Raw genomic sequence first — 25,443 nt, 5'->3', positions numbered from 1 at the left:
GGCGTCGCGAGCTTTCTTCTACCTCCGCGCACGTGGAGCTGTTGTTATTACAGCTATCGAATCCACGAAACGAAACGGATGGTTCAATCATGCGCGTCGCCATCATCACCGGAGCCAGCTCGGGCATCGGGCAGAGCGCCGCCGTCCAGCTCGCGCGGCGCGGGACAGGCGTCATCCTGACCTATCAGGGCAACGAAGCCGGAGCTTTGGACACGGTCGCGACGATCGAGAAGGACGGCGGCACGGCCGTCGCGCTCCCCCTCGATGTCGGCCGCTCCGAGACGTTCCCGGCCTTCCGCGAATCGGTGGTCGCGGCACTGCGCGACACCTGGCAGCGAGACAGCTTCGACTTCCTGGTCAACAACGCCGGTGCCGGCCACATGGCCCTGTTCGAGGACACCACCGAGGAGATTTTCGACCGGCTCACGCGCGTACTCCTCAAAGGACCGTACTTCCTGACCCAGACGCTGCTGCCGCTGATGGTCGACGGCGGCGCGATCGTCAACACCACGAGCAGTTCGTCCCAATCCTTGGGCCTGGAGCCCGGCTACTCGGCGTACGGGAGCCTGAAGGGCGGTCTTGTGGTCCTCACCCGCTACATGGCCAAGGAGTTCAGCAAGCGGGGCATCCGCGTCAACTCCGTCTCGCCCGGCGTCACCCGCACCCGCATCGGCGACGACGCGTTCGCACGTTTCCCCGAGCTGATCCCCGGCATCGCCGCCCGTACCGCCCTCGGCCGGATCGGCGAGCCGGACGACGTCGGCATGGCCATCGCGATGCTGCTCGGCGAGGAAAGCCGCTGGATCACCGCACAGGACATCGAGACCTCCGGCGGGTACAACCTCTGACGACCGGGCCGCGTCGAGCTGTGGCCCGCGGCCACCGCACGATCACGGAACGCGGGATCACCGCCAGGCGAGCGTGCCGGTGGCCCCGCGGGACGCGGGGCCACCGGCACGGCATGTCATACGAGGTGGCGGCGGGGATCGGTCAGCGACCCCAACCCGGCGTGGTGCCGCACTTGGCTTTCGCGTTGAGGCAGACCTTCACGAGCGCGCCGAGCGTCTCCGGCGTCCACGCGTTCATGAAGTCCCCGTGGATCGAGGACGGCAGGCCCGACGACAGCGCCAGGCCGTCACCGCCGAGGGAGTCGTAGCCGAGCATGAACGAGAGATTGGGGACCGCGACCGGGTAGTCGCCGGAGCACGTGCCGTTCTTGGCCGGCCCCATGTGCGACTTGTGGTCGGGCGAGTCGATGTGCTTGCCGTCCCAGCAGTCCTGGAACGTCAGCTGGTAGATCAGGTTGCCGCCCTTCGCGCAGACGGGCCAGTTGCCGTCGGCGCTACGGCCGGTCTCCGCGCTGCCGGCGCACCAGAACTGGCCGGAGGCACCCTTCGGCGTCGCCACCTGCCGCTTCGCGTCGCCCTGCACCACGCGCAGGCCAGGCGGGAACGGCACGACCTCCGACGGGTCCTTGAGCCGGGAGCCGTAGTACACGCGGAAGTTCTTCATCGGGACCGGCTTGCCGTTCTTCAGCAGGGTCGGTGCCCAGTAGGCGCTGTTGTCCCCAGGAGCGTCACAGGTCGTGGCGCTCTTGAGCAGGTCCTCCGTCGTGGTGTTCGCCGACACCTTCGGGCCGAAGAAGGTGTGCAGGTGGGAGGCGCCGACGAGGCCGGGCAGCACGATCGGGTCGTCCTTGGCCTCGTTGGCCACCGTGCAGTTGGTGTGGAACTCGGGGACCCTCACGATTCCCGCGGGGACCGCCTGGGGCGCGACCTTGTTGTAGACGTCCAGGGCCTTCTTCCACGCGGCCTGGTTCACCGGCACCCAGCCGACGGCGGGCGCGGTGGTGGTCGGGGTGGCGCTGGACGTCGGCTTGGGCGTCGCGGTGGCGGTCGGCTTCGGGGTCGAGGTGGGAGTCGGGGTCGGGTTCGTGGTGCCCGAGCCGGTGCCGAAGACCTGGAACTCCCACAGCGAGACGCCGTACCGGCCGGACCGCTTGGTCGCGTACAGCCGCACGAACCTGCCGGTGGCCGACAGGTTGATGGTCTGGACGCCGCCCTTGCCCGCCGTGGTGCTGTGCACCGTCTTCCAGGGGCCGTTACCGCCGGCGGCGGTCTGGATCTGGAACGCCGTCGCGTAGGCGTTCTCCCAGTTGATGACGATCTTCTTGATGGCGGTGGACCTGCCGAGGTCGACCGCGAGCCACTGTGGGTCGCTGAACTTGCTGCCCCAGCGGGTGCCGGCCTTGCCGTCGACGGCGGCCGCGGCCGACAGGTCACCGCGCTCCGCCGAGGAGGCGGTGGCGGTACGGCCCTGCGAGAGGGGCACCTCGGCCGCGGCGGCCGGAGAGGTGACGCTCACCATGGAGGCGCCCAGGAGGCCGACGAGAACACCGGCCAGCGACAGGCGGCGGACCTGGCGTACGACGGACCCGCGTCCGGCTCGGATGCCGCGCGAGGCGGTTGTGCTCATAGTGAATGAAGTCCTTGTCCTGTTGGGGAATCTCGGAGGGGACGTCTGGCGGCGCTCGCATGTGCCGCCACACAGGAGACCCCCAGGCCACGAGCGGACAACGAAAACTTCGGGAAAGCCCGAAACTTTTGTTGCCCGTTCCGTGCCCGGCCGGACTCGCGGGGGTCGAACTCCCTCCGGCCACAGACCGCCCCGAATGGCACGAGGAAGGTTTCGTATCGGCGCCACCATGGGCGCGGCGGTGCTCGTCTGGCAGTACGGCTACGGCCCCGCCTGATGGAGATCGTCGACAATCGGGCGCGCATCGACGAAGCCCGGAACGGGGCAAATGTGACCGGCGGCCGAGAGTCGCCGGAACCGGTGCGGCCCACCCGCACCCGAGAGTGATCGTGGGAGCCCGATAGAGGGGCACCGGCGAGGGCGAGATCAAGAAAGGCGGCCCAGGGTCACGGGCGCCCGGGCCACTTGAGGGAGCAGACATTGACGGTGCGGGTCGAGAACTTCGGGATCTGGATGAGCCTGGATCTCGGTGCGATCCGTCCGTTCGCGAGGCGCTTCACCCGGTAGGCGCCGGGCCGGCCCCGGAAGTAGTACGTGCCGTTATCGTCGCGCGCGCTGCCCGCGACCCCCGGACCCGCGACCGTGACCGACACGCCCCCCACGTGGGCACACCTGAAGACCAGCTTGAGGAGTCCGTACGGCGGTGTCGCCGCAGCCGAGGGAGGTGCGAAGCCGACGGTGGCCACGGCGAGGCTCATCGCGAGCGCGCCTACAAGGACAGGACGCCGGACAATACTGAGCATGATGATCCTTTCCTGGAGAATTCGGCCACTCTAGCCTCGTCTCCCATATGCGCACCGTGGTTCGGAAAATAGTGAAGCGTTCGCGGGGGCGGATGTCTTCGACGTACTCGGCCAAGGCCTCGGCGGCCCACTGCCAGATCGTCAGCACGGTGCGCCGCCGAGGCGGCGACCCGTTGACCGCCTTGTCGTAGCGGACGCAACAGGCCCTATAGGTGCCGAACTCACCAGCCCGAGGGTTCCGGCCGAAATCGGCCAGATCGAGCATGGCGGCCTCCCCTCGGCGTAACCCCAGCCATAAACGACCTTGAACAGGATGGCGTCGCGAAACGCGGTCAACCAGCCCTTACGACCCCGGGCACGGACCTGCACCACCCGCTCGTCGAAATGATCGAAGAACCGCTGGAGCTCAGAGCGGGTCAGCGGCCGCACCTGCGGACGGCCCTCACAGGACGAGCGATGGCGTGCGGTGTTCCACTCATGGCAGAGCTGCACCGGGTGCGTATCGAGATGCTGCTCGCACTGCTCGGCCCGCCCATAGCGCGGATCGATCGGATACTCGCAGAACAACGCCGGCTCACGCTGGTGGTTACGAACCGTCGAGTGCGCCGGTGGCCGCGGACGTGACTGCAGATGGCTGATCCAGTCCTCGATGTCGGAAGACACCACACGACCTGCCAGAACGCCGATCCGTCCGATGCAAATAGCACATCAGATGCAATATGCATCCTTTTCAGAACATCGAGATATGCACGTGGTCGATGTGGTTGGCGGTGTTGCCGCCTCGGTTGGACATCATCTTCCATCCGGCGCCCGTGCGGACGTCGTAGTACTTCTGCTGCCAGATGATGTACATGACCCCGAGGCGGTTGCCGTTGTCGATGGCCCACTGGGCGAGGCGGTTGCCGCGCGCCAGGGCGTCGGCCGCGGGGACGCTGCCGCCGGAGCTCATCATGAAGTCGCAGGCCCGGCCGCTGCCGTGTTCGCCGGGGTCGCCGGGGCGCAGGCAGCCGTAGCCGTAGGGCATCGGGAAGTTCTGCAGCACGAGGTTGCGCATGGTGACCGTACGGGGGGTGAGGCCGCCGTTGCCCGTGGGGGTCTGGAAGCCGTACTTGGCCAGGAGTCTCTCGATCCTGACCCGCTGTCGCTTGAGGTCGGCGATGTCCTTCTTGAGCTTGACGATCTTCGCGTCGGCGGACTTCTCCGCGGTCTTGGCCTTCTTGATGAGGTCCCTGACCCGGTTGAGCTGGCTGGCTCGGCGGCTGGCCAGGTGGGACATGGTGGCGGCCTGACTGAGGGCCTGGTTGGCGTCGCCCTGGAAGCTCAGCAGGCTGCCGTCGTCGAGGGCGCCGCCCATGTAGGCGGTCTGGGCGAAGCGCACGACGTCGGTCTCGGCCCTGGCCAGGGCGCGCCTGAGGCTTTTGGCGGTGGTCGTGGCCTTGCCGGCCTGGACCCGGGTCTCCTCCAGGCTCTGCACCTGACCGCGGTAACTCTTGTTGATCGCGGCGGCCTCTTGGGTAAGCCTCTTGAGTTCGGCCTCGGGGTTGGGCCTGGCGGTCCGGAGGGGCGCGGCTCCGGCGACGGCGGGCGACAGGATCATCACGGTGAGTGTTACAGCCAATGCGGCTGCGCGAGTCCGCCTCACGCTTCGCTCACCTCCGAGCACCCTCATAGACGGAGCGAAACTATAGAAGGCGATCTTGACGCTCGCCACCGGAACGAAGGAACTCGCGCACCATTGGTGAACTATATGCCCCTTTAGGGGGATTTAAAGAAGTACTGCAGGACATGCCACTCCTGTCACTCCGGTGAATCCTCGCACAGAACACACCACGCCGTCCGCACCGGGAAGAACATCACGAAGACCACCGTCGAGACCCCGCGAAGGCCATCGCCGAGACCGTCACGAAGAGCGCCCCGGGAGCGTCACGAAGAGCGCGACGAGGAGTCCGACGAGGACACGGCGAGGACCTGACGGAGACGCCACGAGGACACGGGGAGAGCGCGGGAAGGGCTCCGAAGACGTCCGGCGACTCTTGTCATCAGCGGTAGAACATGATTCGGTCTCAAACAGCGTCTCAAGCACCGGCAGGGCGCGTCGCGTCCTCCCCAGCCGATGAGACCATCCGAGAATCGCGACTCTGGCCCGCCCACCAGGAGGCAACACATCATGCGCCAGCACGACACGCTCTTCATCGGAGGCGACTGGGTGGCCCCCGCGGGAACCGGCGTCATCGACGTCGTCTCCCCTCACACCGAGGAGGTCGTCGGCCGGGTCCCCGACGGCACCCCGGCCGACATGGACCGGGCGGTGGCCGCCGCCCGCCAGGCGTTCGACCACGGCCCGTGGCCGCGGATGACGATGGCCGAGCGCGCGGCCGTCGTCGGCAGGCTCGCCGAGATCTACGCGGCCCGCCAGGGCGAGATCGCCGAGCTCATCACCCTGGAGATGGGCTCCCCGATCACCTTCTCCCAGCTGGCGCAGGCCCCGCAGCCGCTCGGCATGCTCCAGTACTACGCCGAGCTGGGCAAGACCTTCCCCGTCGAGGAGGAGCGCCCGGGAACGTTCGGCAGCGTGACCGTCCGCCGCGAGCCGGTGGGCGTGGTCGCCGCGGTGGTCCCGTGGAACGTCCCGCAGTTCGTCATCATGATCAAGCTGGCCCCGGCCCTCGTCGCGGGATGCACGGTCGTGGTCAAGCCCGCGCCCGAGACCCCGCTCGACTCCTACCTGCTGGCCGAGATGATCAAGGAGGCGGGCATCCCCGACGGCGTGGTCAACATCGTCGCCGCCGGGCGCGAGACGAGCGAGTACCTGATCTCCCACCCCGGCGTGGACAAGGTCGCCTTCACCGGCTCCACCGCCGCCGGTCGGCGCATCGCGGCGATCTGCGGCGAGCAGCTCAAGCGGTGCACCCTGGAGCTGGGCGGCAAGTCCGCGGCGATCATCCTCGACGACTGCGACCTGCCCTCCGCGATGGGCTTCCTCTCGATCGCCTCGCTGATGAACAACGGCCAGGCGTGCGTCGCCCAGACCCGCATCCTCGCCTCGCGCAACCGCTACGACGAGGTCGTGGACGCGGTCTCGGCGATGGTGCGGGGCATGCCGGTCGGCGACCCCGCCGACCCGGCCACCGGCATCGGCCCGATGGTCGCCAAGCGGCAGCAGGAGCGGGTCGAGAGCTACATCAGGATCGGCATCGACGAGGGCGCCAAGCCGGTCGTCGGCGGTCTGGAGCGCCCTTACGACCGCGGCTGGTACGTGGCGCCGACCGTCTTCGCGGGGGCCACCAACGAGATGCGCATCGCCCGCGAGGAGATCTTCGGGCCGGTCCTGGCCGTGATCCCGTACGAGGACGAGAAGGACGCGGTCCGCATCGCCAACGACAGCGACTACGGCCTGGCGGGGACGGTGTGGACCGCCGACACCGAGCGCGGCATGGACATCGCCCGCCAGGTGCGCACCGGCACCTACGGCGTGAACCTCTTCATGATCGAGAACAGCTCGCCCTTCGGCGGTTTCAAGGGCAGCGGCCTCGGCCGCGAACTGGGTCCGGAAGGGCTGTCCGCCTATCTGGAGTACAAGTCGATCGCCCGTCTGGGCTGAGGGGACCGCTCCCCGGGCGTGCCCGTACGGCGCACACCGTTCCACGGTCGCCGGGTCGGTCCGTTGACCACCCCCAGGTGTGCCCGTACGGCTCGCGACGAGTCGTACGGGCACACCGCCGGACGGCCGCCCAACGCACCCCCGCGACGCTGGGCGACCGTCCGGCCACGAGAAGTATGGCCCACGCCGGTCCCCGAACGATGATTCGGTTTCGCGCACTTCTCCCGGCGGATTCCATCCGCTGCCGTGATAGACGTCTTTCAGCCGCGAAAGGTTCGGGAAACGACGGAAAGAGTTTGGCGGGCGATCTCGAACTCCTCGTCCGTGGGGATCACCGCGACCTTCACGGCCCCGCCGTCGGCGGAGACGAGCGTGTCGCCGCGGGCGTTGCGCACCGGGTCGACGACGATGCCGAGCGCCCAGAGACCCGCGAGCGCCCGCTCCCTGACCAGGGCGGAGTTCTCCCCGACGCCGCCGGTGAAGGCGATGACGTCGACCGTGCCGAGGACGGCGTAGTAGGCGCCGACGTACTTGCGGAGCCGGTGGCAGTAGACCGAGAGGGCCAGTTCGGCGTCGGGGTCGCCCGCGGCCACCCGCTCCGTCACCGCGCGCATGTCGTTGTCCCCGCACAGGCCGAGCATGCCGCTGCGCCGGTTGAGCAGCGCGTCGATCTCGTCGAGGGACATGCCCGCCGTGCGCGCCAGGTAGAGGACCACCGCCGGGTCCAGGTCGCCGCTGCGGGTCCCCATCACGAGCCCTTCGAGCGGGGTCATGCCCATGGACGTGTCCACGCACCGCCCCGCGGACACCGCCGAGGCGCTGGCCCCGTTGCCGAGGTGCAGGACGATTACGTTGGCCTCGGGCCCGTCGGCGAGGAGTGCGGCCTGGCGCGAGACGTACGCGTGTGAGGTGCCGTGGAAGCCGTAACGCCGCACGCCCAGCCGTGCGGCCACCTCGCGGTCGATCGCGTACGTCGAGGCGGCCGGGGGGATCGTGGCGTGGAAGGCGGTGTCGAAGACGGCGACCTGCGGAAGGTCGGGGCGGAGCCGCCGGGCGACCTCGATGCCCGCCAGGTTCGCGGGGTTGTGCAGCGGCGCGAGTGGGATGAGTCGCTCGATCCCTCTCACCACCTCGTCGGTGATGAGGGTGGGCCGGGTGAAGTCCGTCCCCCCGTGCACCACCCGGTGCCCGATCGCGGTGAGTTCCGGTGAGTCGAGTCCCAGTCCTTCGGCGGCGAGCCGCTCGGCGACGGCCTTCAGCGCCGCCCGGTGGTCGGGTACCGGGGAGCCGGGCTCGCCGATGCGCTCCACCGTTCCCGAGGCGAGCCGCTCGGCGCCGGACAGGAGCCGGTACTTCAGCGAGGAGGACCCCGAGTTGAGGACGAGCACGTGGTCGGCACCCCCGTCCAGGCCGGAGACCTCGGTCGTCCGCGCGGCTCGTTCGCTCATTCGGTGACCTCCTGCGCCTGTACGGCGGTGATGGCGACGGTGCTCACGATGTCGGTGACCAGGGCTCCGCGCGACAGGTCGTTGACCGGCCTGCGCAGTCCCTGCAGGACGGGTCCGACCGCGACGGCTCCGGCCGAGCGTTGCACGGCCTTGTAGGTGTTGTTGCCGGTGTTCAGGTCCGGGAAGATCAGCACGGTCGCCCGGCCGGCGACCCGCGACCCGGGCAGCTTGGCGGCGGCGACCCTGGCGTCCACCGCCGCGTCGTACTGGATCGGCCCCTCGACCAGCAGGTCGGGTGCCCGTTCCGCGACCAGGGCGGTGGCGGCGCGGACCTTGTCGACGTCGGCACCGCTGCCCGACTCGCCGGTGGAGTAGGAGAGCATCGCGATCCTCGGCTCGACGCCGAACCGCCTCGCCGTACGGGCCGAGGAGATCGCGATGTCGGCGAGCATCTCGGCGCCGGGGTCGGGGTTGATCGCGCAGTCGCCGTAGACGAGCACCCGGTCGGCCAGGCACATGAAGAAGACCGAGGAGACGATCGAGGTGTCGGGCACCGTCTTGATGATCTGGAAGGCGGGCAGGATCGTGGCGGCCGTGGTGTGCGCGGCCCCGGAGACCATGCCGTGCACCAGGCCCCGGTGCAGCATCATCGTGCCGAAGAAGTTGACGTCGGCGACCACGTCCATCGCCGGCTCGAAGGTCATCCCCTTGTGCGCCCTCAGCGCCGCGTACTCCTCGGCGAACGACTCCCGCAGCGGCGAGGTGAGCGGGTCGACGACGGTCACCCCGGACAGGTCGAGGCCGAGGTCTCCGATCCGCCGCCGCACCACGTCCTCCCTGCCGAGGAGGGTGAGGTCGACGATGCCGCGCCGCAGGAGGATGTCGGCCGCCCGCAGGATGCGGTCCTCCTCGCCCTCTGGCAGCACGATGTGGCGCCGGTCGGCCCGCGCCCGTTCCAGCAGGGTGTGCTCGAACATCATCGGGGTGACCCGTTCCGAGCGGGTCAGTTCGATCCTGTCGGCGAGACCGGTCGCGTCCACGTGCGCCTCGAAGTGGCCGAGGGCCGTCTCGATCTTGCGGGGGTTGTCCGCGGTGAGCCGCCCCTCCAGCTCGGCGAGGGTGGTCGCCACGGTGAAGCTGTCCTGTTTGGCCGCGAGCACCGGCACGCCGGGCGCGAGGCGGGCGGTGAGCTCCATCACGGCCTCGCTGGGCCGCTCCCCCACGGTGAGGACGACCCCGGCCGGCCTCGCCGTACCGGCGGCCTCGACGGCGAGCGAGACCAGCAGCAGGTCCGCGCGGTCGCCCGGCGTGATCACGAGCGCGCCGTCGACGAGGTGCTCAAGGAAGACCGGGAGCGTGGCCCCGCCGAAGACGAAGCCGAGCACGTCGCGGAGCAGGCCGTCCTCGGCGCCCTGGATGAGCTCGGCGTCCACGGCCCGCATGACCTGTCCGACGGTCGGCGCCGACAGTGAGGGGTGCTCCGGTACGGCGTAGTGGGGCACCGGCAGGTCGCACTCGATGACCGTGCCCTCGGGCACCCGGTTGGCGATCACCGCGAGCACGGTGCAGCCCAGGTCGGAGAAGACCTGGTAGCCGGTGCGCATCTCCGTCGCGATCTCCTCGGCGTCGTCGCCGTGCGCGCCCACCACCACGATCACCGGGGCGCCGAACTCGGCGGCGAGGCGGGCGTTGAAGGCGAGCTCGCGCGGCAGGTCGTCGGTGTCGAAGAAGCTGCCGAGCACCAGCATGGCGTCGCACTCGCGCTCCAGGGTGTGGAAGCGGGCGACCAGGCGGCCGATGAGCTCCTCGGCGCCCCGCTCCGCGTAGATCTCCGCGGCCTCCTCGGCGCTCACCCCGGTCGCCGAGGCCGCGGGGCGGTATCTGGCCCGGAGCAGCTCCATCACCCGGTCCTCACCGCCACCGGTGATCGGCCGGAACACTCCCGTGCGGTCGGCCCGCCCGCTCAGCAGCTCCATCATGCCGAGCTCGACGATCTGCCTGCCGTCTCCCCGCCCAAGACCCGCAACGTAGATGCTTCGCATGCGTCCTGTTCCGTCCCCTCGCCGCCGCCTCGCCGCTGCCCGTGCCGCCGCCTCGGGCCGGTGTCCGTACCGCTGCCTGGGCCACTACCCGCGGCCGTCGCCGCTGCCCGCCGCCGTCACGTCACCTTCGTCACGTCACCTTTGCCGCGTCGCCTTCGCCATACGGTCAATCTTCACGAGGATAGACATTCCGGAGGGCCGGAACGGGTCGCGACCCACCTCCCGACGCGACGGACCAGATCCGGTGTGGCCGCCGTCTCCGCGTGGCCGAAGCCGGGCTCGATCCACAGCTCCTTCGGCTCGTTCGCGGCCTCGTAGATCTGGTGCGCGTGGTCGAGGGGGAAGAACCGGTCCGCGTCGCCGTGCACGACCAGGAGCGGCACCGGTGAGATCTTCGCCGCCGCCTCGTACGGCGCCAGCGGGAGCGGGTCCCACACGCCCTTCATGATCCGGGTGCGCTTGCCGAGCCGCGCGGCGAGCCGCCCGGCCGGCCTCTCGATCGCCCAGTGCACCTGGCGCATCGGCCTGGTCCCCCGGTAGTACCACCGGGCGGGCGCGCTCACCGACACCACCGCCTCCACGCCGCCCAGCACCCCCGCGTGCCGTACGGCGACCGCACCGCCCATGGAGAACCCGACGGTCACCACCCTGCGGTAGCCGATCGCCCGCGCGTGCCGTACCGCCGCCTCCATGTCGAAGATCTCCCTGTCTCCCACGGTCGACATACCTGCGGAACGGCCGTGTCCCCTGAAGTCGAACGCCACCACCCCGCCGAACCCGCTGAGCACGTGGGCGATACGGCGCGTGGCGCGTTCCCTGAACGATCCGGTGAAGCCGTGGGCGAGGACGATCCCGAGATCGTCCTCGCCGCGTGAGGGGGTGTGGGCGGCGTCTATCCGCAGGTTGTCCCGGGTTCTGAGCATCGCGGGAAACGAGGGTGCGAGAGGCATGGATCCGAGCTTAGGCAGTGCCGGTCGCCCGGTCGCGCCCCGCCCGTCCCCCTTCTTCGTCCCCCTTCTTCCGTCCCCCTTACTTCCGTGCCCCGTTCACAGCCGGTCCGCCTCGCTCACCTCCGACCGCGCACCGGACACCCCCGGCCCGGTCGCGAACCCGCCGCGGCAAGGCCGAAACCGCGATCCGCGCTACCTCCCGCCGCCCTCCGCCGGAGGGCTGGAGGGTGTCTCGCGGGCGAATTGACGCACTTCATATGCCGGACGCGTGAGAGCGATTGTCCGGATCAACTAAAATGGGAGGGCCGCACAGTCCGCGGTCAGCCTCCACGATCACAGAGTGAGACTCCATCATGCCTTTGAACAGCCGCGACGACCTGCGGAACATCGCGATCATCGCGCACGTCGACCACGGCAAGACCACTCTCGTGGATGCCATGCTCTGGCAGTCGGGCGCCTTCCGCGTCAACCAGGACGTGGACGACCGCGTCATGGACTCCAACGACCTTGAGCGCGAGAAGGGGATCACCATTCTCGCGAAGAACACCGCCGTCAAGCACGGCGGCATGACGCTCAACATCATCGACACCCCCGGCCACGCCGACTTCGGCGGTGAGGTCGAGCGGGGCCTGTCCATGGTCGACGGTGTCGTGCTGCTGGTCGACGCCTCCGAGGGGCCGCTGCCGCAGACCCGGTTCGTGCTGCGCAAGGCGTTCGCCGCCAAGATGCCGGTCATCCTGTGCATCAACAAGGTCGACCGCCCCGACGCCCGGATCAAGGAGGTCGTGGACGAGGTCTACGAGCTCTTCATCGACCTGGACGCCACCGAGGAGCAGATCGACTTCCCGATCGTCTACGCCTCGGCCAAGGCCGGGCGCGCCTCGCTCAACCGTCCCGAGGACGCGGCGATGCCGGACTCCGAGGACCTGGAGCCGCTGTTCGAGGTCATCAAGAACACGATCCCGGCCCCGGTGTACGACCCGACGGCCCCGCTGCAGGCGCACGTCACCAACCTCGACGCCTCCTCCTACCTGGGCAGGATCGCGCTCTGCCGCATCCACCAGGGCACCATCAAGAAGGGCCAGCAGGTCGCCTGGTGCCGCACCGACGGCAGCATCCAGCGGGTGAAGATCACCGAGCTGCTGATGACCGACGCGCTGGAGCGCAAGCCCGCCGAGGAGGCGGGGCCCGGCGACATCATCGCGATCGCCGGCATCCCGGACATCATGATCGGTGAGACCCTCGCCGACCCCGACGACCCGCGCCCGCTCCCCCTCATCACGGTCGACGAGCCCGCGATCTCCATGACCATCGGCACCAACACCTCTCCGCTGGTCGGCAGGGTGAAGGGCTCCAAGGTCACCGCCCGCATGGTCAAGGACCGGCTCGACAAGGAGCTCGTCGGCAACGTGTCGCTGCGCGTCCTGCCGACCGACCGCCCCGACGCGTGGGAGGTGCAGGGCCGTGGTGAGCTCGCGCTCGCCATCCTGGTCGAGCAGATGCGCCGCGAGGGCTACGAGCTCACCGTCGGCAAGCCGCAGGTCGTCACCAAGCTCGTCGACGGCAAGGTCCACGAGCCGGTCGAGCGGGTGACCATCGACTGCCCTGAGGAATATCTCGGGGCGATCACGCAGCTGCTCGCCGTCCGCAAGGGCCGCATGGAGCACATGACCAACCACGGCACCGGCTGGATCCGCATGGAGTTCGTGGTCCCGGCCCGCGGCCTGATCGGTTTCCGCACCGAGTTCCTCACCGAGACCCGCGGCACCGGCATCGTGAACCACGTCTTCGAGGACTACGAGCCGTGGTTCGGCGAGCTGCGCACCCGCAACAACGGCTCGCTCGTCGCCGACCGGCCGGGCCCGGTGACCCCGTTCGCCATGCTGAACCTGCAGGAGCGCGGTGTCCTGTTCGTCCAGCCGACCACCGAGGTCTACGAGGGCATGATCATCGGTGAGAACTCGCGCTCCGACGACATGGACGTGAACATCACCAAGGAGAAGAAGCTCACCAACATGCGCTCCTCGACGAGCGACACGACGGAGACGCTGATCCCGCCGCGTCAGCTCTCGCTGGAGCAGGCGCTGGAGTTCATCCGCGAGGACGAGTGCGTGGAGATCACGCCGGAGAACGTGCGCATCCGCAAGGTCGTCCTCGACGCCTCGACCCGCGCCCGCACCACCGCCCGCGCCAAGCGCGCCAACTGATCCTCACCACCCCCGTCCCGCCGGGCATCTCCGGCGGGACGGGGGTGGTCTCGTCTCGTACGACTTTCCCGTCACGCTCGCCCGGCGTGGCCTCGGGCGGTACGCCTCCGTACGGCCCGGTCGCGCGTCGGACGGCCTCGCACGGCACGGCTTTGCCCGTTGAGACGGCGTGGTGCCCCCGGTTCCCGCCCTCACCTGGGGTAGGAAGCCTGTACCGGTCTCCCCGCCGTCTCGGGGAGCCCGGGACTCGTACGGGGGGATGTCTCATGCTTCACAGAACCTGTTTCGCCCTGGCCGTCGCGCTCGGGACGACGGTGCCGGCTCCGGCCGCCCAGGCGATATCACAGATGTCGCAGATGCCACACACATCACATATGTCGCAGATTTCACCGATGTCGTCGCCGGGGCCCCAGTCGTCGGCCAAGGCCGTCGTCAAGAACACCGCGGGGAAGAACGTCGGTTCCCTGAGCATCGTCGAGCAGCCGGACGGCAAGTCCAAGCTGACGATCACCGTCGGCGGCCTGCAGGCCGGATACCACGGCTTCCACGTTCACGCGAAGGGCGTCTGCGACCCGAAGTCGATCGACCCGGTCACCGGCAGCCCCTTCGCCAGCGCGGGCCCGCACTTCACCATCCCACCGGTCAAGCACAGCCACCACTCCGGTGACCTGCCCAACCTCCTCGTCGCCACCGACGGCACCGGTGCGGCGACCGTCGTGACCGACCGGTTCAGGGTGGGACAGCTCTTCGACGGCGACGGCAGCGCCGTCGTCATCCACGCCCTGCCGGACAACCACTCCAACATTCCCGACCGCTACAGTCACCCGGCCGACCCGACCCCCGGCACCGGCCCGGACGCGGAAACCCTCAAGGCGGGAGACTCCGGCGGGCGCATCGCCTGCGGTGTGATCACCGGGAACCAGTGACTCCCAACCGCCTTCCAAGAGCGGCCGGGCAGGATTCCCCGTAGAAAGGGGGGATCACCATGCAGGTCCTGACCGGCCGGATGCACCTGGCCCTGCTGCTCGCGTGGGTGGCCTTCGCCACGCTCGTGACACTGCTCACCTGACGTCTTCGTCCGGTACGGCTCCGGTGGGGAGAAGGAGCCATACCGGACCCACCCGAATCGGGCCGCCAAAGGCCCCGGGGATGACTCCCCACGCCAGGGAACCGGTCGCCCCAGCCGAGCACCGGTCAGCTGATCCGGCCGAGAACCCCCCATGCCAGAGAACCGATCGCCCCAGCCGAGCACCGGTCGGCCGATCCGGCCGAGGACTCCCCGTGCCGGGGAACCGGTCGCGGAATCGCGCCCGATACGACGACCGGGCGTCAGGGACTCTCGCGCGGCAGCTCGACGGCGACCGTCAGACCGCCCTCCTCCCGGGAGCTCGCGGTCACGGTGCCGCCGTGGGCCTCGGCGACGACCCGCACGATCGACAACCCCAGACCGCTGCCGCGCTCGGAGCGCAGCCGGTCGCCGTGCAGCCGCCGGAACGGCTCGAAGATCGTCTCGATCTCGTAGTGCGGCACCGGCAACCCGGTGTTGGCCACCACCAGCTCCACCCGGTCGGCGCGAGAGCGGGTGGAGACCCACACCTCGCCGTCGGCGTGGTTGTGCCGGATCGCGTTCTCCACGAGGTTCTGCACGAGCCTCTCGACCAGCACCGGCTCACCGGCGGTCGGCGCGGGGTCCAGCAGCCGGTGGATGGCCACCTCGCGTTCTCCCGCCTCCTTGCCCGCCAGGTCGAGCACGTGCTCGACCACGTCGGTCAGGTCGAAGGGACGGCGGTCGAGGACCGCCTGCTCGCCCTCGGTCAGGGCGAGCAGACCGTCGATCAGCCGCTCGTGGCGGGCGTTGACCAGCAGCAGGGACTCGCCGAGCCGCTTGACGTCCTCCGTCGCGTCGGGCCGCCTGACCGCCACGTCCACGAGGGTGCGGTTGATGGTGAGCGGGGTGCGCAGCTCGTGGGAGGCGTTGGCGACGAAGCGCCGCTGACCGTCGAAGGAGCGGGCGAGACGGCCGACGATGGTGTCGACGATGTCGGCGAGTTCCTTGACCTCGCCGTCGCGGCCGGCGTAGGTGATGCGGCCGCTGAGGTCATGGCTCTGGGCGATGTGCCGCGCGCTCGCGGTGACCTCCCTCACAGGGCGGAGCGCCCAGGTCGCGGCCCGCCAGCCGATCACCGTCGCGAGCCCGGCACTCACGAACACCGCGAGGCCGCCCAGGGTGAGGACCTTGTTGATCGTGTCGGCCTGGTAGACGCGCCTCACCTGCGCGACGCGCTGCTCCGCCACCCGGTACTCGGAATGCTGGGGTCCGTAGTAGGACCCCGCGACCCGGATGTACTCGGGATGGCGCAACCCGTCGCGGGGCTCCAGGCTCTGCCGTACGAGGAAGGCGAGTCCCCCGACCAGCATGACGCCGACGTAGAGGGTCACCGTGCCGCAGATGACGGCGAGCCGGAAACGAACGCTCATCCTCATGGAATCCGGTATCCCACTCCCGTGACGGTCTCGATGACCGGCGGGTCGCCGATCTTCCGGCGCAACTTCATCATCGTCGTTCTCACCGTGTTGGTGAACGGGTCGGTGTGCTCGTCCCACACCTTCTCCAGGAGCGTCTCGCTGGAGACCACCGCCCCTGCGGCGCGCAGCAGTTCGGCCAGCACGCCGAACTCCTTGCGGGCGAGCGGCACGTAGCGGCCGTCGCGGAACACCTGCCGGTGCGCCCGGTCCAGGCTGATGCCGGCCCGCACCAGCACCGGCGGGTCGGCGGGGCGCACCCGGCGGCCCAGTGCGTGGACGCGGGCCGTCAGCTCCTCGAAGGCGAACGGCTTGGGCAGGTAGTCGTCGGCGCCCAGGGCGAGTCCCTCCACCCTGCAGCGCACGTCGCCCGCCGCGGTGAGCATGATGATCCGCACCTCGCCACCCTCGGCGACCACGGTCCTGCACACGTCGTCGCCGTGCAGGCCGGGCAGGTCCCGGTCGAGGACGAGCACGTCGTAGGCGTGCAGCCGTAGCCGTTCCAGCGCCGCCTCCCCGTCGTAGGCGACGTCGACGGCGAGCGCCTCCCCGCGCAGCCCTTCCGCGATCGAGTCGGCGAGCATTCTCTCGTCCTCGACGACCAAAACCCGCACAGTGTGCCTCCCCCTGGGCCGAATCGCGCCAGCGTGCCACAGGTCGCATAACGCGGGCATAACCGGATTCGGTGACGTCAAGGTTATCGATCACTCGCTGGACTGCTCCCACCGTGCCGGAATTCTCCGGCCCTGAATCGGGGGAACATCCATGCTCGCCTCACCCGGCGGCGTCACGACCGTACCCACAGCGCCAGGACCGAGCGCGCCGGGTAACCGCCTCCTCGGCGGTCACCTGCCGTTCGCCGTCGCGATCGCGTCGGCGGCGGGGCTCCGCGTCCTCGTCATGCTCGGCTACGACACCGCCCAGCTCTACTGGTACGACTCCTTCACCTATCTCAACACCGCGGTCCACCTGGAGCCGTCGGGCGCGTTCCATCCGGCCGGGTACTCCTTCCTGCTCAGGCTGCTGCTGCCCTTCCACAGCGTCGTGCTCGTCGCGGGCCTGCAGCACCTGATGGGCCTGGGCACGGCACTGATGATCTATCTGGTGCTGCGCCGTCACGCGCTCCCCGGGTGGGGTGCGGCGCTGGCCACCCTGCCCCTGCTGTTCAACCCCGCGTTCCTGCGGCTCGAACACGCCGTGCTCTCCGACACCCAGCTCATCTTCCTCATCACCGCGGCTCTCACGGTCCTGATGTGGCGGGCGAGGCCCTCGGCGCGGGCGGCCGCCGTGGCGGGTCTGCTGCTGGCGCTGGCCGGGCTCACCCGCACGGTCGCGGTGCCGCTGCTCGGTCTGGTCCTGCTCCACCTGCTCCTGCGGCGGGCCGGTTGGAAGCGGGTGGTGGCGCTGGCCGCCGCCGGACTGCTGCCGCTCGCCGCCTACGCGGGCTGGTACCAGCAGCACCACGGGCGGTTCGCGCTGAGCGGCTCCGACGGCGTGGCGCTGTGGGCGCGCACGATGACGTTCGCCGACTGCTCGGTGATCAGACCACCGGTGAGAGAGGCGGTGCTCTGCCCGAACGGCACGGTGGTCGACGCCGCCTCCGAATACGTCTGGGCCGCCGACGCCTCGCTCAACAGGTTGCCGGGAGGCCGGTTCGCCCACAACGACCTGGCCAGGTCCTTCGCGCTGCGCGCCATCGCCGCGCAGCCGTTCGACTATCTCCGCGAGGTCGTCCGCGACACCTCGCTCACCTTCGCCGCGACCCCGGTGCGCCATCCCCTGCGGGTCTCCCCCGCCCTCACGTTCCCCGTCGGCTCCTGGCCGCTGCCCGCCTTCCCGCTCATCGACCAGGTGCGCCGGGAGTACGACGGCGACATCCGGGGGATGTCGTCGGTCGAGCCCTACGGGAGCCTTCTCGGCGCCTATCACTACCCCGGGGTCCTGCACGGCCCGCTGCTCGGCGCGCTCCTGCTGCTGGGCGGCGCCGGAGCCGTCGGGCGGCGGCGCGCGGCCCTGCTGCCATGGGCCGCGGCCGTCTTCCTGCTTCTCGCCCCGGTCGCCGTGCTCGACTTCGACCACCGCTACGTGCTGCCGTCGGTCCCGATGGCCTGCCTCGCCGCGGCTCTCGCCGCGGCGGGCCTCAGCCGCCGAGTTCGCGCTTACGTCGCAGCAGGGCGGCGCGGTCGGCGCGGGCCCTGAGCAGGACGGCCACCGCGAGCACGGTCAGCGTCGCGGCGACGGCGACCCCCGCCATGCCCGTCCAGGTGCCCTTCGCGACGGCGACCGCGGCCGTTCCCGCCGTCAGCAGGCCCGTCGCGGCCACCGCCAGCCAGGCGGCGATCATCCGGTCGAGGGCGAACAGCGGGGTCCTGCGGCTCAGTGCCCAGGCCCCGTAACCGGCCCAGGCCAGGCCGAGCGCGACCAGCGCGCCGAAGGCGAGGTGCGTACGGCCGGGCAGGGCGGGCTCGGTGGCCCACAGCAGGCCGACGAACAGCGCCCCGCCCAGGCCGCCGAGCAGCGCCACGACGTTGGCGATCCGGCGGCGCAGCGACAACGGGCCGGACAGCCTGGCGATCATGTCATCGGGGTTCATCGGTATCCCTCCTCCGTGAGCTGTTCGCGCAGCATGCGCCGCGCGCGGGACAGGCGTGACTTGACCGTGCCGACGGGGACGGCGCAGACCTGCGCGCAGTCCTCCAGGGAGAGGTCCTGCAGGTAGAACAGCACGAGGATCTCCCGCTCCCTGACCGGCAGGCCGGCCAGACCCGCGAGCAGGTCGGCGCTCTCCACGAGGGCGTCGGCGGGATCGGCGGACGCCCGTTCCTCCTCCAGCGGGATCTCGGGCCTGGCGTACTCCTCGCGGAGCCTGTCGGCCACCGCGCGCCTCGCGATCGTGAACAGCCAGGGCGCGAACCTGCCCGGCTCCTTCAGGCGCGGCAGCCCGCGCACCACGGCCACCCAGACCTCCTGAGCCACGTCGTCGGCCCGCGAGGGTCCCAGCATGCGCCGTACGTAGTTCCACACCGGATCGTGCCAGGCCCTCACCAGCTCCGCGAACGCCTCACGCTCGCCGAGCCGGCACCGGACCACCAGCAGTTCGTCAGTCACCCTGCCTCCTCGCCCTGGACAGTCGGGAAACGGGTGCGAAAGGTTCACGCCTCTTCCGCCGGGCCTTCCACCGAGTTTCCTCCCCGGCGCGTCATCCCTCCCTTCGCGGGACTCTCCCGCGCCTTTCCCCCCTTTCTTCGCCGGACTCCCCCAGGAGCCTTCCGCCCCTTTCCTCACCGGCCTCCTCGTCGGCGGTGCGGTCGTCCCGGCCCGTGTAGTACTTCCTCCCCGGCCTGGGGCGTCCGCCGTACAACTCGGACAGCGTCACGAACCTGTAGCCCTTGGCGGCGAGTTCGTCCAGCATCCGGGGGACGGCCTGGATCGTGGAGAGGTGGATGTCGTGCATCAGCACGATGGAACCCGGCTCGGCCTGGGCCGCGCGCCGGGCGATGACCGCGGGGTCGTGGTCACGCCAGTCGAGCGTGTCGACGTCCCACATGATCTGGGCGAGCCCCAGATAGCGGCTCTCGGTGGCGACCCGGGTGTCGGTCAACCCGTACGGCGGGCGCATGAGGATCATCGCGACCCCGGTCGCCTGCTTGACGAGCCACTGGGTACGCCCCAGTTCCTCCCTGATCCCGGCCTGTGACAGCAGGGGCAGTTGCGGGTGGTCCCAGGTGTGGTTGCCCAGCTCGTGTCCCTCGGCCACCATCCTGCGCAGGGTTTTCTCGCCGTCTCCCAGGGCCATGCGTCCGACGACGAAGAAGGTCGCCTTGGCCCGGTGCCTGGCGAGGATGTCGAGCAGGGACTCGGTGTAGGTCCCCGGCCCGTCGTCGAAGGTGAGCGCCACGCACCTGCTTCGCTCGCAGTCGATGCGGCGCGCCCGGGGAGAGACGGGGAGGTCCTCCCACGCCCAGTGCCGCCGTGCCGCGCCGGGTCCGAGCCCGGGGACGGTGGCGGGTTTCTCCGGCCCCGCGGGTCCCGTGGGGGCGGGAGAGGTCACGGTCGCCCGTTCCACCGAACCCACCATGGTGACCGGGGAGGTGCATCCCCAGAGCGCGAGCAGCGACGCCACCGGCACGATCCACACCCGCCATACCCGCATGCTTCCCCCCGAAAGCATCGCGGGGACGGCGAGCAGCCCGGCGGGGTCCCCCCGCAAGATCATGACCGGGTATTCCACCAGGATGAGGCATCGACCGCCGGTTACCCGTACCGACGCGCCACTTCACGCCACATCCGGAGAGATACGCATCTGGTGGCCGTCTCATCCGATGGGACCGGTTAGAGCTTCAAAGTGCCCAAGACAGGCGGACCACGCATATGCGGGCGGCCATGACATGGCGCGGCACGCGCCCGCCGGGCCTCGGAAACGCCGCCCGGGGCGTGGATCGGTCGTCCGGAGTCTCAGCAGGGTCGGGCCTGGCCGGCCGCCGGGCGGGCCGGTCCGCTCGACGACTCAGGAGCGGTCGGGCGTCTCGCGGGGTTCGGTCACCACCATCATGAACCGCAGGGGGGTGTCCTCCTCGTTGGCGTACCGGTGCGGGCGGTCGGCGCTGAACACGACCGCGTCGCCCGTCTCCGCGATGTGGCTCTTGCCGTACACCGAGAGGGTGAGCCGCCCTTCGAGGACGGTCAGCATCTCGCGCGTGCCCGGGGGGTGGGCGTCGCCGTCGTGGTGGTCGCCGGGGGCGAGCCGCCAGTCCCACAGCTCCAGGATGGCGGGCGCGTCGGTGCCGACCAGCAGGCGCGCGGTGCTGGAGACGCCGTGCGGGAAGGTGACGACGTCGGCGCCGCTGACCACCCGGACCACGGGGGTGTCGGAGACCTCCACCATTCGCGCGACCGTCACCCCGAGCGCGTCGGCGATGCGGGTGAGCGTGCTGATGCTCGGGTTGGTTCTGCCCTGCTCGACCTGGACGAGCATGCCCCGGCTCACTCCCGAGCGCGCGGCGAGCTCGTCGAGGGTCATCTGCCGGTGCGCCCGCTGTGCCCGCACGTTGTTGGCGACCGCGGCGGTGATCGTCTCTGGATCCATGAGTTCAGTGTAGTGAACCCGATTTGCACTCTATTGCACTACATATATTGTACTTTCAGTACACTCCATTGAACCGAGGTGGCCTGTGACGGCTGTGGTGCTGGCGACGACCTGCGCGGTGGTGTACGGCGCCGCCGACTTCCTCGGCGGGTTGGCCACCCGCAGATCACGGGTACTCGCGGTAGTGCTCCTCTCCCAGATCGCCGGGCTCGCCCTGATCGCCGCGCTGCTGCCGTTCCTGCCCGAGCGCCCCACGCCCGCGGCCCTCGCCTGGGGCGCGGCCTCCGGCCTCTGCGGCACGGCGGGGGTCGTGCTGTTCTACCGGGCGCTGGCGGGCGGCGTGATGTCGGTCGTGGCGCCGATCACCGCGACGTTCTCCGCGGCGCTGCCCGTGCTGTTCGGGCTCGCCGTCGGGGAGCGCCCCGAGCCGGTCGCGCTGGCCGGGGTGGTCCTCGCGCTGCTCGCGGTCCTGCTGGTGAGCCGCGGCTCGTCGGGCGGGGAGACAAGCGGAGGATACGGCCCGATCCTCGCCTCGCTCGCCGCGGGCGCGGGTTTCGGCGGGTTCTTCATCATCATCGCCCAGGCTCCGGCGGACAGCGGCATGTGGCCGCTCTTCGGGGCCCGCCTGATCTCGATCACCTTCATCGCCCTGTCGGCCCTCGCCGTCGGCCGCCTCTCGCGTCCCGGCCCCGGCACGCTGCCCGTCATCATCGCGGCCGGAGCGCTCGACATGGTCGCCAACGTGCTCTTCGTGCTCGCCCAGCAGCGCGGGATGCTCAGCCTCGTCGCCGTCCTGGTCTCGCTCTACCCCGCGAGCACCCTGGTGCTCGCCCGCCGTTTCCTGGGAGAGCGGCTCAACACGGTCCAGGCGGTGGGGATCGGATTCACCCTCGCCGCGGTCGCGCTGATCGCGTCCGGTTGACACGATGTCGCGAACTGACTCTGTTGTGTTGAAGCCGGGCGCTTGTTACGGTCATCCCCGTGCAGCCCGAGCGGGCGTTCCTCGACTCCGGCGGGCCGTTCGCGCACACGGCTGTCGCGTACGGTTCCGACTCCGGCCTTCTTGGACTCCTCCAGCCCCTGATCGCCGGCGCCCTCCGCGAGGGCCGGCGGGTCCTGGTCGTCACGGGCGAGCGCGCACTCGACCTGGTCGGTGACGCCTTCGGTGCCGACACCCGCCTCATCGACCGCCGCCCCGCCGAGGAGTGGTACACCCACCCGACGCGGACCCTCGCCGCCTTCCACGACTACGTCCGGCAGCGAGAGCGGCCGCTGGTCATCGGGGAGCCGGTGTGGTCGGGCTGGACCGAGCGGCAGGTTCGTGAGTGGATCCGCTACGAGTCGGTGCTCAACGCCGCGTTCGCCGGGGTCCCGGTCAGCATGTGGTGCCTGTACGACGAGACGCGGGCGCTCGATCATGTCCTCCGCACCCACCCCACGGAGCTGACCGGCGCGGGCCTGCGAAGAAGTGATCGCTATGTCCCCCCGGAGCGGTTCACCCTGCCGGGAGACGACCTCCCCCTCCCCGACGCGCCGCCGTCCGCGGTGGTCACCCACTTCACCCTGGACGAGCTGGGACGGCTGCGCGCGCTCGTCACCGACCACGCGAGCCGGGCCGGTCTGGGACGCGATCTGATCTCCTCACTCGTGCTGAGCGTCTCGGAGATGGCGGCCAACAGCGTGGAGCACGGGGCGGGACACGGCCGAGCGTCCATCTGGACGGCCGGCGGGGAGATCGTGTGCGAGATCGCCGACTCCGGCGGCGGTGACCTGGACGTCCCGCTGCCCGGCTACCTCCCGCCCGAGCCGGGGTCACCACGCGGCTACGGGCTCTGGATCAGCCGCCAGCTCTGCGACCTGGTGCAGGTGCGCGGCGTGGGCGGGGAGCTGAGGGTGAGACTCCACATCACGCTGGATTGACCGCTTCTTCGCCGACAGACCCGGACAGGCGGGACGCACGGGAACACAGGGACTCACCGGCCCCTCGGACGCGCGACGACGGCCCATCCCCGGACACACGTACGGCCCGCCCTCGTGGGATGCGGGCCGTACGTGACGTCGAAAGGCGGGAAGGACCGGGAGCGGAGAGGCCGTCAGGCGGCCTGGACCTCCTCGGACACCCGGAGACCGGCCTCCTCGCGGGCGTAGTCCTCGAGCATCGTGCGAAGCTGGCGCCGGCCCCGGTGGAGGCGGGACATGACCGTGCCGATGGGGGTGCCCATCCGCTCGGCGATCTCCTTGTAGGCGAAGCCCTCCACGTCGGCCAGGTAAACGGCCACCCGGAAGTCCTCGGGCAGGGAGCGCAGGGCGTTCATGACCGCGCTGTCGGGCAGCTGCTCCAGCGCCTCGGTCTCGGCGGACTTGAGACCGCTGGACATGTGGGACTCGGCGGCGGCGAGCTGCCAGTCCTCGATCTCCTCGGTGGCAGAGAGCTTGGGCGAGCGCTGCTTCTTGCGGTAGTCGTTGATGAAGTTGTTGGTCAGGATGCGGTGCAGCCACGCCTTGAGGTTGGTGCCCTCGCGGAACTGGTGGTAGGAGGTGAACGCCTTGGTGACGGTCTCCTGAACCAGGTCCTCGGCGTCGGCGGTGTTACGGGTCAGACGCATCGCGGATGCGTAGAGCTGACTGGTGACCGGCACGACATCGCGTTCGAACCAGTCCTGGCGCTGCTCTTCCGTCATCGTGATCATTGGACCCCCCTCGCGCTTTCCCCCCAATTACCGTCCGGCAAAGTGGTGACGCACCCCTTCTGACGGCGTATCCGATGCTCGCAGGCACCTCGTAAGGAGGCCGTTAAAAGCTCTACGTGGTCAGGGGATTGATCTTTGGCTGTGCCGATGGCGGGTGCGACACGCTCTACAGCCGGACAAGTCTCAGTATCGTAACATCGTTCTCCCGATTCGGTAGGAGATGTGTCTATCATCACATAACCCCAGGTAGCAGCCCATTTCGGGTGGGGGGAAACGTCGATCGCCACGACCCGGGAAGCCACCCCCGCCGGACGGCCGAGGCCGACCGGCGGGGCGAGGCCCGCACCCCGAGAAACTCCGACACCCATCTCCACGCCTCCCCGCTTCCCGCGCATTGGGGACTTAATCTCCCTCTAAGAGACGGATCGACACGCCCCCAGGTTCACCCGAACGCCCCCGTCTCGGCTCGCGGGCCCGCCACCGGTCACGGCGCCGGGCGGGAGGTCAGACGGCCCTCGCCGGGTCGACCTCGAAGAACGTCGCCAGGTCGTCGAGGATGGAGTGCGCTCCCTGGATGCCGACGGCGCTCATCCAGGTGGCGTCGCTGACGTCGTGCTTGACGCCCTTGAGCCTGCCCCAGAGCGGGTTGGCCTCGAACTTCTCCTTCACCGGCTTCACCGCCGGGTCCTGGTAGGCCGCGACGAAGATGTGCTCGGCGTCGAGCTGGGAGATGTTCTCCTGGCTGATCGGAACCATGATGGTGTCGGTCACGGTCGGCTGGTCCTCGGGGCGCGGGAAGCCGACGTCCTTCAGCACCAGTCCCGAGTAGGAGTTCTCCACGTACAGGCGGACGGTCGGCTCGCCCGCGAAGCGGACGACGGAGACGGTGGGCAACTCGCCGTCCTTGGCCTTGATGGACTCGCCGATCTTGGCGGCGCGGTCCCGATACTCGGTGAGCCTGCGCTCGGCGAGATCCTCCTTGCCCAGGGCCTCGCCCACGAGCTTGAGGTTCTCCTGCCAGATCGCCCCCGTGGTCTCGCTGAAGACCGTCGGCGCGATCTGTGCCAGCTTGTCGTACAGCGCCTCGTGGCGGACCTTGGCGGAGATGATCAGGTCGGGCTTGAGCGCGACGATCCGCTCCAGGCTCGGCTGCTCCAGGGTCCCGACCGACGTGGCCTCCTTGGCGTGACCGAGGACCGGGGCGAGATAGCCGGGCAGCTTGTCATCGATGCCCCGGTAGCTGGTGAACCCCACGACGTCGGTCTCCAGGGTCAGCACCGCGTCGACGAAGCTCTGGTCGAGGGCGACGACCCGCTTGGGCCGGGCCGGGATCTCGGTCTCCCCCATGACGTGTTTCACCGTCCGGGGGTAGGCCGCCGCGTCGCTCGCCTCGGGAGCCGCGGACGCGCCCGCGGCTCCCGAGGTCTCCCCCGCACTCCCCGAGGTGGTCGAACCACAGGCGGCGAGACCACCGGACAGCACCACTCCCGCCACTCCGAGGGCCAGGACGCGCAACGCTCTCATCTTCATCGTTTCCTTCGTCAAATTAAGGTCAGCCTTATTTAGCTTAGCCATACCTAAACTGGCATACTCGTACCGGCTCGGGCAAGAAAGGGGA

22 protein-coding genes are annotated in these 25,443 nt (G+C 69.9%); 7 read left to right on the top strand and 15 right to left on the bottom strand.

Annotation, left to right across the window (positions count from 1 at the left end):
• The first annotated feature begins 89 nt into the window (after positions 1 to 89).
• Positions 90 to 848: an SDR family NAD(P)-dependent oxidoreductase gene (locus ACFY3V_RS27595; protein WP_389777516.1), complete on the top strand. Its 759-nt coding sequence runs from the start codon at positions 90 to 92 to the stop codon at positions 846 to 848.
• A gap of 142 nt (positions 849 to 990) precedes the next feature.
• Here the strand turns inward: ACFY3V_RS27595 and ACFY3V_RS27590 are convergent, their stop codons facing one another.
• From ACFY3V_RS27590 to ACFY3V_RS27575, 4 genes are all read right to left on the bottom strand, one after another.
• Positions 991 to 2,475 (bottom strand): DUF1996 domain-containing protein, encoded by a 1,485-nt coding sequence (locus ACFY3V_RS27590; RefSeq protein ID WP_389777513.1) that lies wholly within the window; start codon positions 2,473 to 2,475, stop codon positions 991 to 993.
• A gap of 446 nt (positions 2,476 to 2,921) precedes the next feature.
• The gene (locus ACFY3V_RS27585; protein ID WP_362899625.1) at positions 2,922 to 3,278 is read right to left on the bottom strand and encodes a hypothetical protein; all 357 of its coding nucleotides are present in this window, start codon (positions 3,276 to 3,278) and stop codon (positions 2,922 to 2,924) included.
• 141 nt (positions 3,279 to 3,419) lie between these two features.
• Complete coding sequence (locus ACFY3V_RS27580; RefSeq protein WP_389777508.1) at positions 3,420 to 3,941, bottom strand: hypothetical protein; 522 nt, start codon at positions 3,939 to 3,941, stop codon at positions 3,420 to 3,422.
• Between the two features lie 67 nt (positions 3,942 to 4,008).
• Positions 4,009 to 4,875, bottom strand: coding sequence for a hypothetical protein (locus ACFY3V_RS27575; protein WP_389777505.1), 867 nt, complete (start codon positions 4,873 to 4,875; stop codon positions 4,009 to 4,011).
• 570 nt (positions 4,876 to 5,445) lie between these two features.
• Here ACFY3V_RS27575 and ACFY3V_RS27570 point away from each other — a divergent pair.
• Positions 5,446 to 6,879, top strand: a complete 1,434-nt coding sequence (locus ACFY3V_RS27570; protein WP_362899555.1) for an aldehyde dehydrogenase — start codon at positions 5,446 to 5,448, stop codon at positions 6,877 to 6,879.
• A 260-nt stretch (positions 6,880 to 7,139) separates the two neighbouring features.
• Here the strand turns inward: ACFY3V_RS27570 and ACFY3V_RS27565 are convergent, their stop codons facing one another.
• The 3 genes from ACFY3V_RS27565 to ACFY3V_RS27555 all read right to left on the bottom strand — a co-directional run bounded on the left by ACFY3V_RS27565 (position 7,140) and on the right by ACFY3V_RS27555 (position 11,319).
• The gene (locus ACFY3V_RS27565) at positions 7,140 to 8,327 is read right to left on the bottom strand and encodes an acetate kinase (protein WP_362899553.1); all 1,188 of its coding nucleotides are present in this window, start codon (positions 8,325 to 8,327) and stop codon (positions 7,140 to 7,142) included.
• The gene (pta, locus tag ACFY3V_RS27560; protein ID WP_362899551.1) at positions 8,324 to 10,369 is read right to left on the bottom strand and encodes a phosphate acetyltransferase; all 2,046 of its coding nucleotides are present in this window, start codon (positions 10,367 to 10,369) and stop codon (positions 8,324 to 8,326) included. The genes ACFY3V_RS27565 and pta overlap by 4 nt, the downstream gene beginning before the upstream one ends.
• A 173-nt stretch (positions 10,370 to 10,542) precedes the next feature.
• Positions 10,543 to 11,319 carry an alpha/beta hydrolase gene (locus ACFY3V_RS27555; protein WP_389777500.1) on the bottom strand — a complete coding sequence of 259 codons (777 nt, stop codon included), beginning with the start codon at positions 11,317 to 11,319 and terminating at the stop codon, positions 10,543 to 10,545.
• Positions 11,320 to 11,672: 353 nt separating this feature from the next.
• On the opposite strand from ACFY3V_RS27555, the gene typA reads away from it, so the two are divergent.
• Both typA and ACFY3V_RS27545 read left to right on the top strand, forming a co-directional pair.
• Positions 11,673 to 13,526 (top strand): translational GTPase TypA, encoded by a 1,854-nt coding sequence (typA, locus tag ACFY3V_RS27550; protein WP_350949322.1) that lies wholly within the window; start codon positions 11,673 to 11,675, stop codon positions 13,524 to 13,526.
• A 392-nt stretch (positions 13,527 to 13,918) separates the two neighbouring features.
• Positions 13,919 to 14,452, top strand: coding sequence for a superoxide dismutase family protein (locus tag ACFY3V_RS27545; RefSeq protein ID WP_362899546.1), 534 nt, complete (start codon positions 13,919 to 13,921; stop codon positions 14,450 to 14,452).
• Between the two features lie 403 nt (positions 14,453 to 14,855).
• Here the strand turns inward: ACFY3V_RS27545 and ACFY3V_RS27540 are convergent, their stop codons facing one another.
• Both ACFY3V_RS27540 and ACFY3V_RS27535 read right to left on the bottom strand, forming a co-directional pair.
• Positions 14,856 to 16,004, bottom strand: coding sequence for a HAMP domain-containing sensor histidine kinase (locus ACFY3V_RS27540; protein ID WP_362899544.1), 1,149 nt, complete (start codon positions 16,002 to 16,004; stop codon positions 14,856 to 14,858).
• A gap of 2 nt (positions 16,005 to 16,006) precedes the next feature.
• Entirely contained in the window at positions 16,007 to 16,663 is a 657-nt protein-coding gene (locus ACFY3V_RS27535) for a response regulator transcription factor (protein WP_362899542.1), read from the bottom strand.
• 151 nt (positions 16,664 to 16,814) lie between these two features.
• Here ACFY3V_RS27535 and ACFY3V_RS27530 point away from each other — a divergent pair, with 151 nt between their 5' ends.
• A complete protein-coding gene (locus ACFY3V_RS27530) occupies positions 16,815 to 18,248 on the top strand; it encodes a phospholipid carrier-dependent glycosyltransferase (RefSeq protein WP_389777494.1) in 1,434 nt (477 codons plus the stop codon).
• Here ACFY3V_RS27530 and ACFY3V_RS27525 read toward each other — a convergent pair.
• The 4 genes from ACFY3V_RS27525 to ACFY3V_RS27510 form a co-directional block, all read right to left on the bottom strand.
• Positions 18,190 to 18,642 carry a hypothetical protein gene (locus tag ACFY3V_RS27525; RefSeq protein WP_389777491.1) on the bottom strand — a complete coding sequence of 151 codons (453 nt, stop codon included), beginning with the start codon at positions 18,640 to 18,642 and terminating at the stop codon, positions 18,190 to 18,192. The genes ACFY3V_RS27530 and ACFY3V_RS27525 overlap by 59 nt on opposite strands.
• On the bottom strand, positions 18,639 to 19,157 hold the full coding sequence (locus ACFY3V_RS27520) for an RNA polymerase sigma factor (protein ID WP_389777488.1): 519 nt from the start codon (positions 19,155 to 19,157) through the stop codon (positions 18,639 to 18,641). Before ACFY3V_RS27520 ends, ACFY3V_RS27525 begins: the two co-directional genes overlap by 4 nt.
• 91 nt (positions 19,158 to 19,248) lie before the next feature.
• Positions 19,249 to 20,265, bottom strand: a complete 1,017-nt coding sequence (locus ACFY3V_RS27515) for a polysaccharide deacetylase family protein (RefSeq protein WP_389777485.1) — start codon at positions 20,263 to 20,265, stop codon at positions 19,249 to 19,251.
• A gap of 291 nt (positions 20,266 to 20,556) precedes the next feature.
• A complete protein-coding gene (locus ACFY3V_RS27510; protein ID WP_362899534.1) occupies positions 20,557 to 21,135 on the bottom strand; it encodes an XRE family transcriptional regulator in 579 nt (192 codons plus the stop codon).
• Between the two features lie 85 nt (positions 21,136 to 21,220).
• On the opposite strand from ACFY3V_RS27510, the gene ACFY3V_RS27505 reads away from it, so the two are divergent.
• Positions 21,221 to 22,057: a DMT family transporter gene (locus ACFY3V_RS27505; RefSeq protein WP_362899532.1), complete on the top strand. Its 837-nt coding sequence runs from the start codon at positions 21,221 to 21,223 to the stop codon at positions 22,055 to 22,057.
• A 59-nt stretch (positions 22,058 to 22,116) separates the two neighbouring features.
• Complete coding sequence (locus tag ACFY3V_RS27500) at positions 22,117 to 23,055, top strand: anti-sigma factor RsbA family regulatory protein (protein ID WP_389777480.1); 939 nt, start codon at positions 22,117 to 22,119, stop codon at positions 23,053 to 23,055.
• Positions 23,056 to 23,228: 173 nt separating this feature from the next.
• Here ACFY3V_RS27500 and ACFY3V_RS27495 read toward each other — a convergent pair whose 3' ends face one another.
• Together ACFY3V_RS27495 and ACFY3V_RS27490 are read right to left on the bottom strand one after the other, a co-directional pair.
• On the bottom strand, positions 23,229 to 23,825 hold the full coding sequence (locus ACFY3V_RS27495; RefSeq protein WP_350949333.1) for a sigma-70 family RNA polymerase sigma factor: 597 nt from the start codon (positions 23,823 to 23,825) through the stop codon (positions 23,229 to 23,231).
• Between the two features lie 504 nt (positions 23,826 to 24,329).
• On the bottom strand, positions 24,330 to 25,349 hold the full coding sequence (locus tag ACFY3V_RS27490; protein ID WP_389777476.1) for an ABC transporter substrate-binding protein: 1,020 nt from the start codon (positions 25,347 to 25,349) through the stop codon (positions 24,330 to 24,332).
• Positions 25,350 to 25,443: the final 94 nt, after the last annotated feature.

This window comes from Streptosporangium sp. NPDC000095, from assembly GCF_042899335.1.
GTDB lineage: Bacteria > Actinomycetota > Actinomycetes > Streptosporangiales > Streptosporangiaceae > Streptosporangium.
This window is presented reverse-complemented; position numbering and strand designations above follow the sequence as displayed.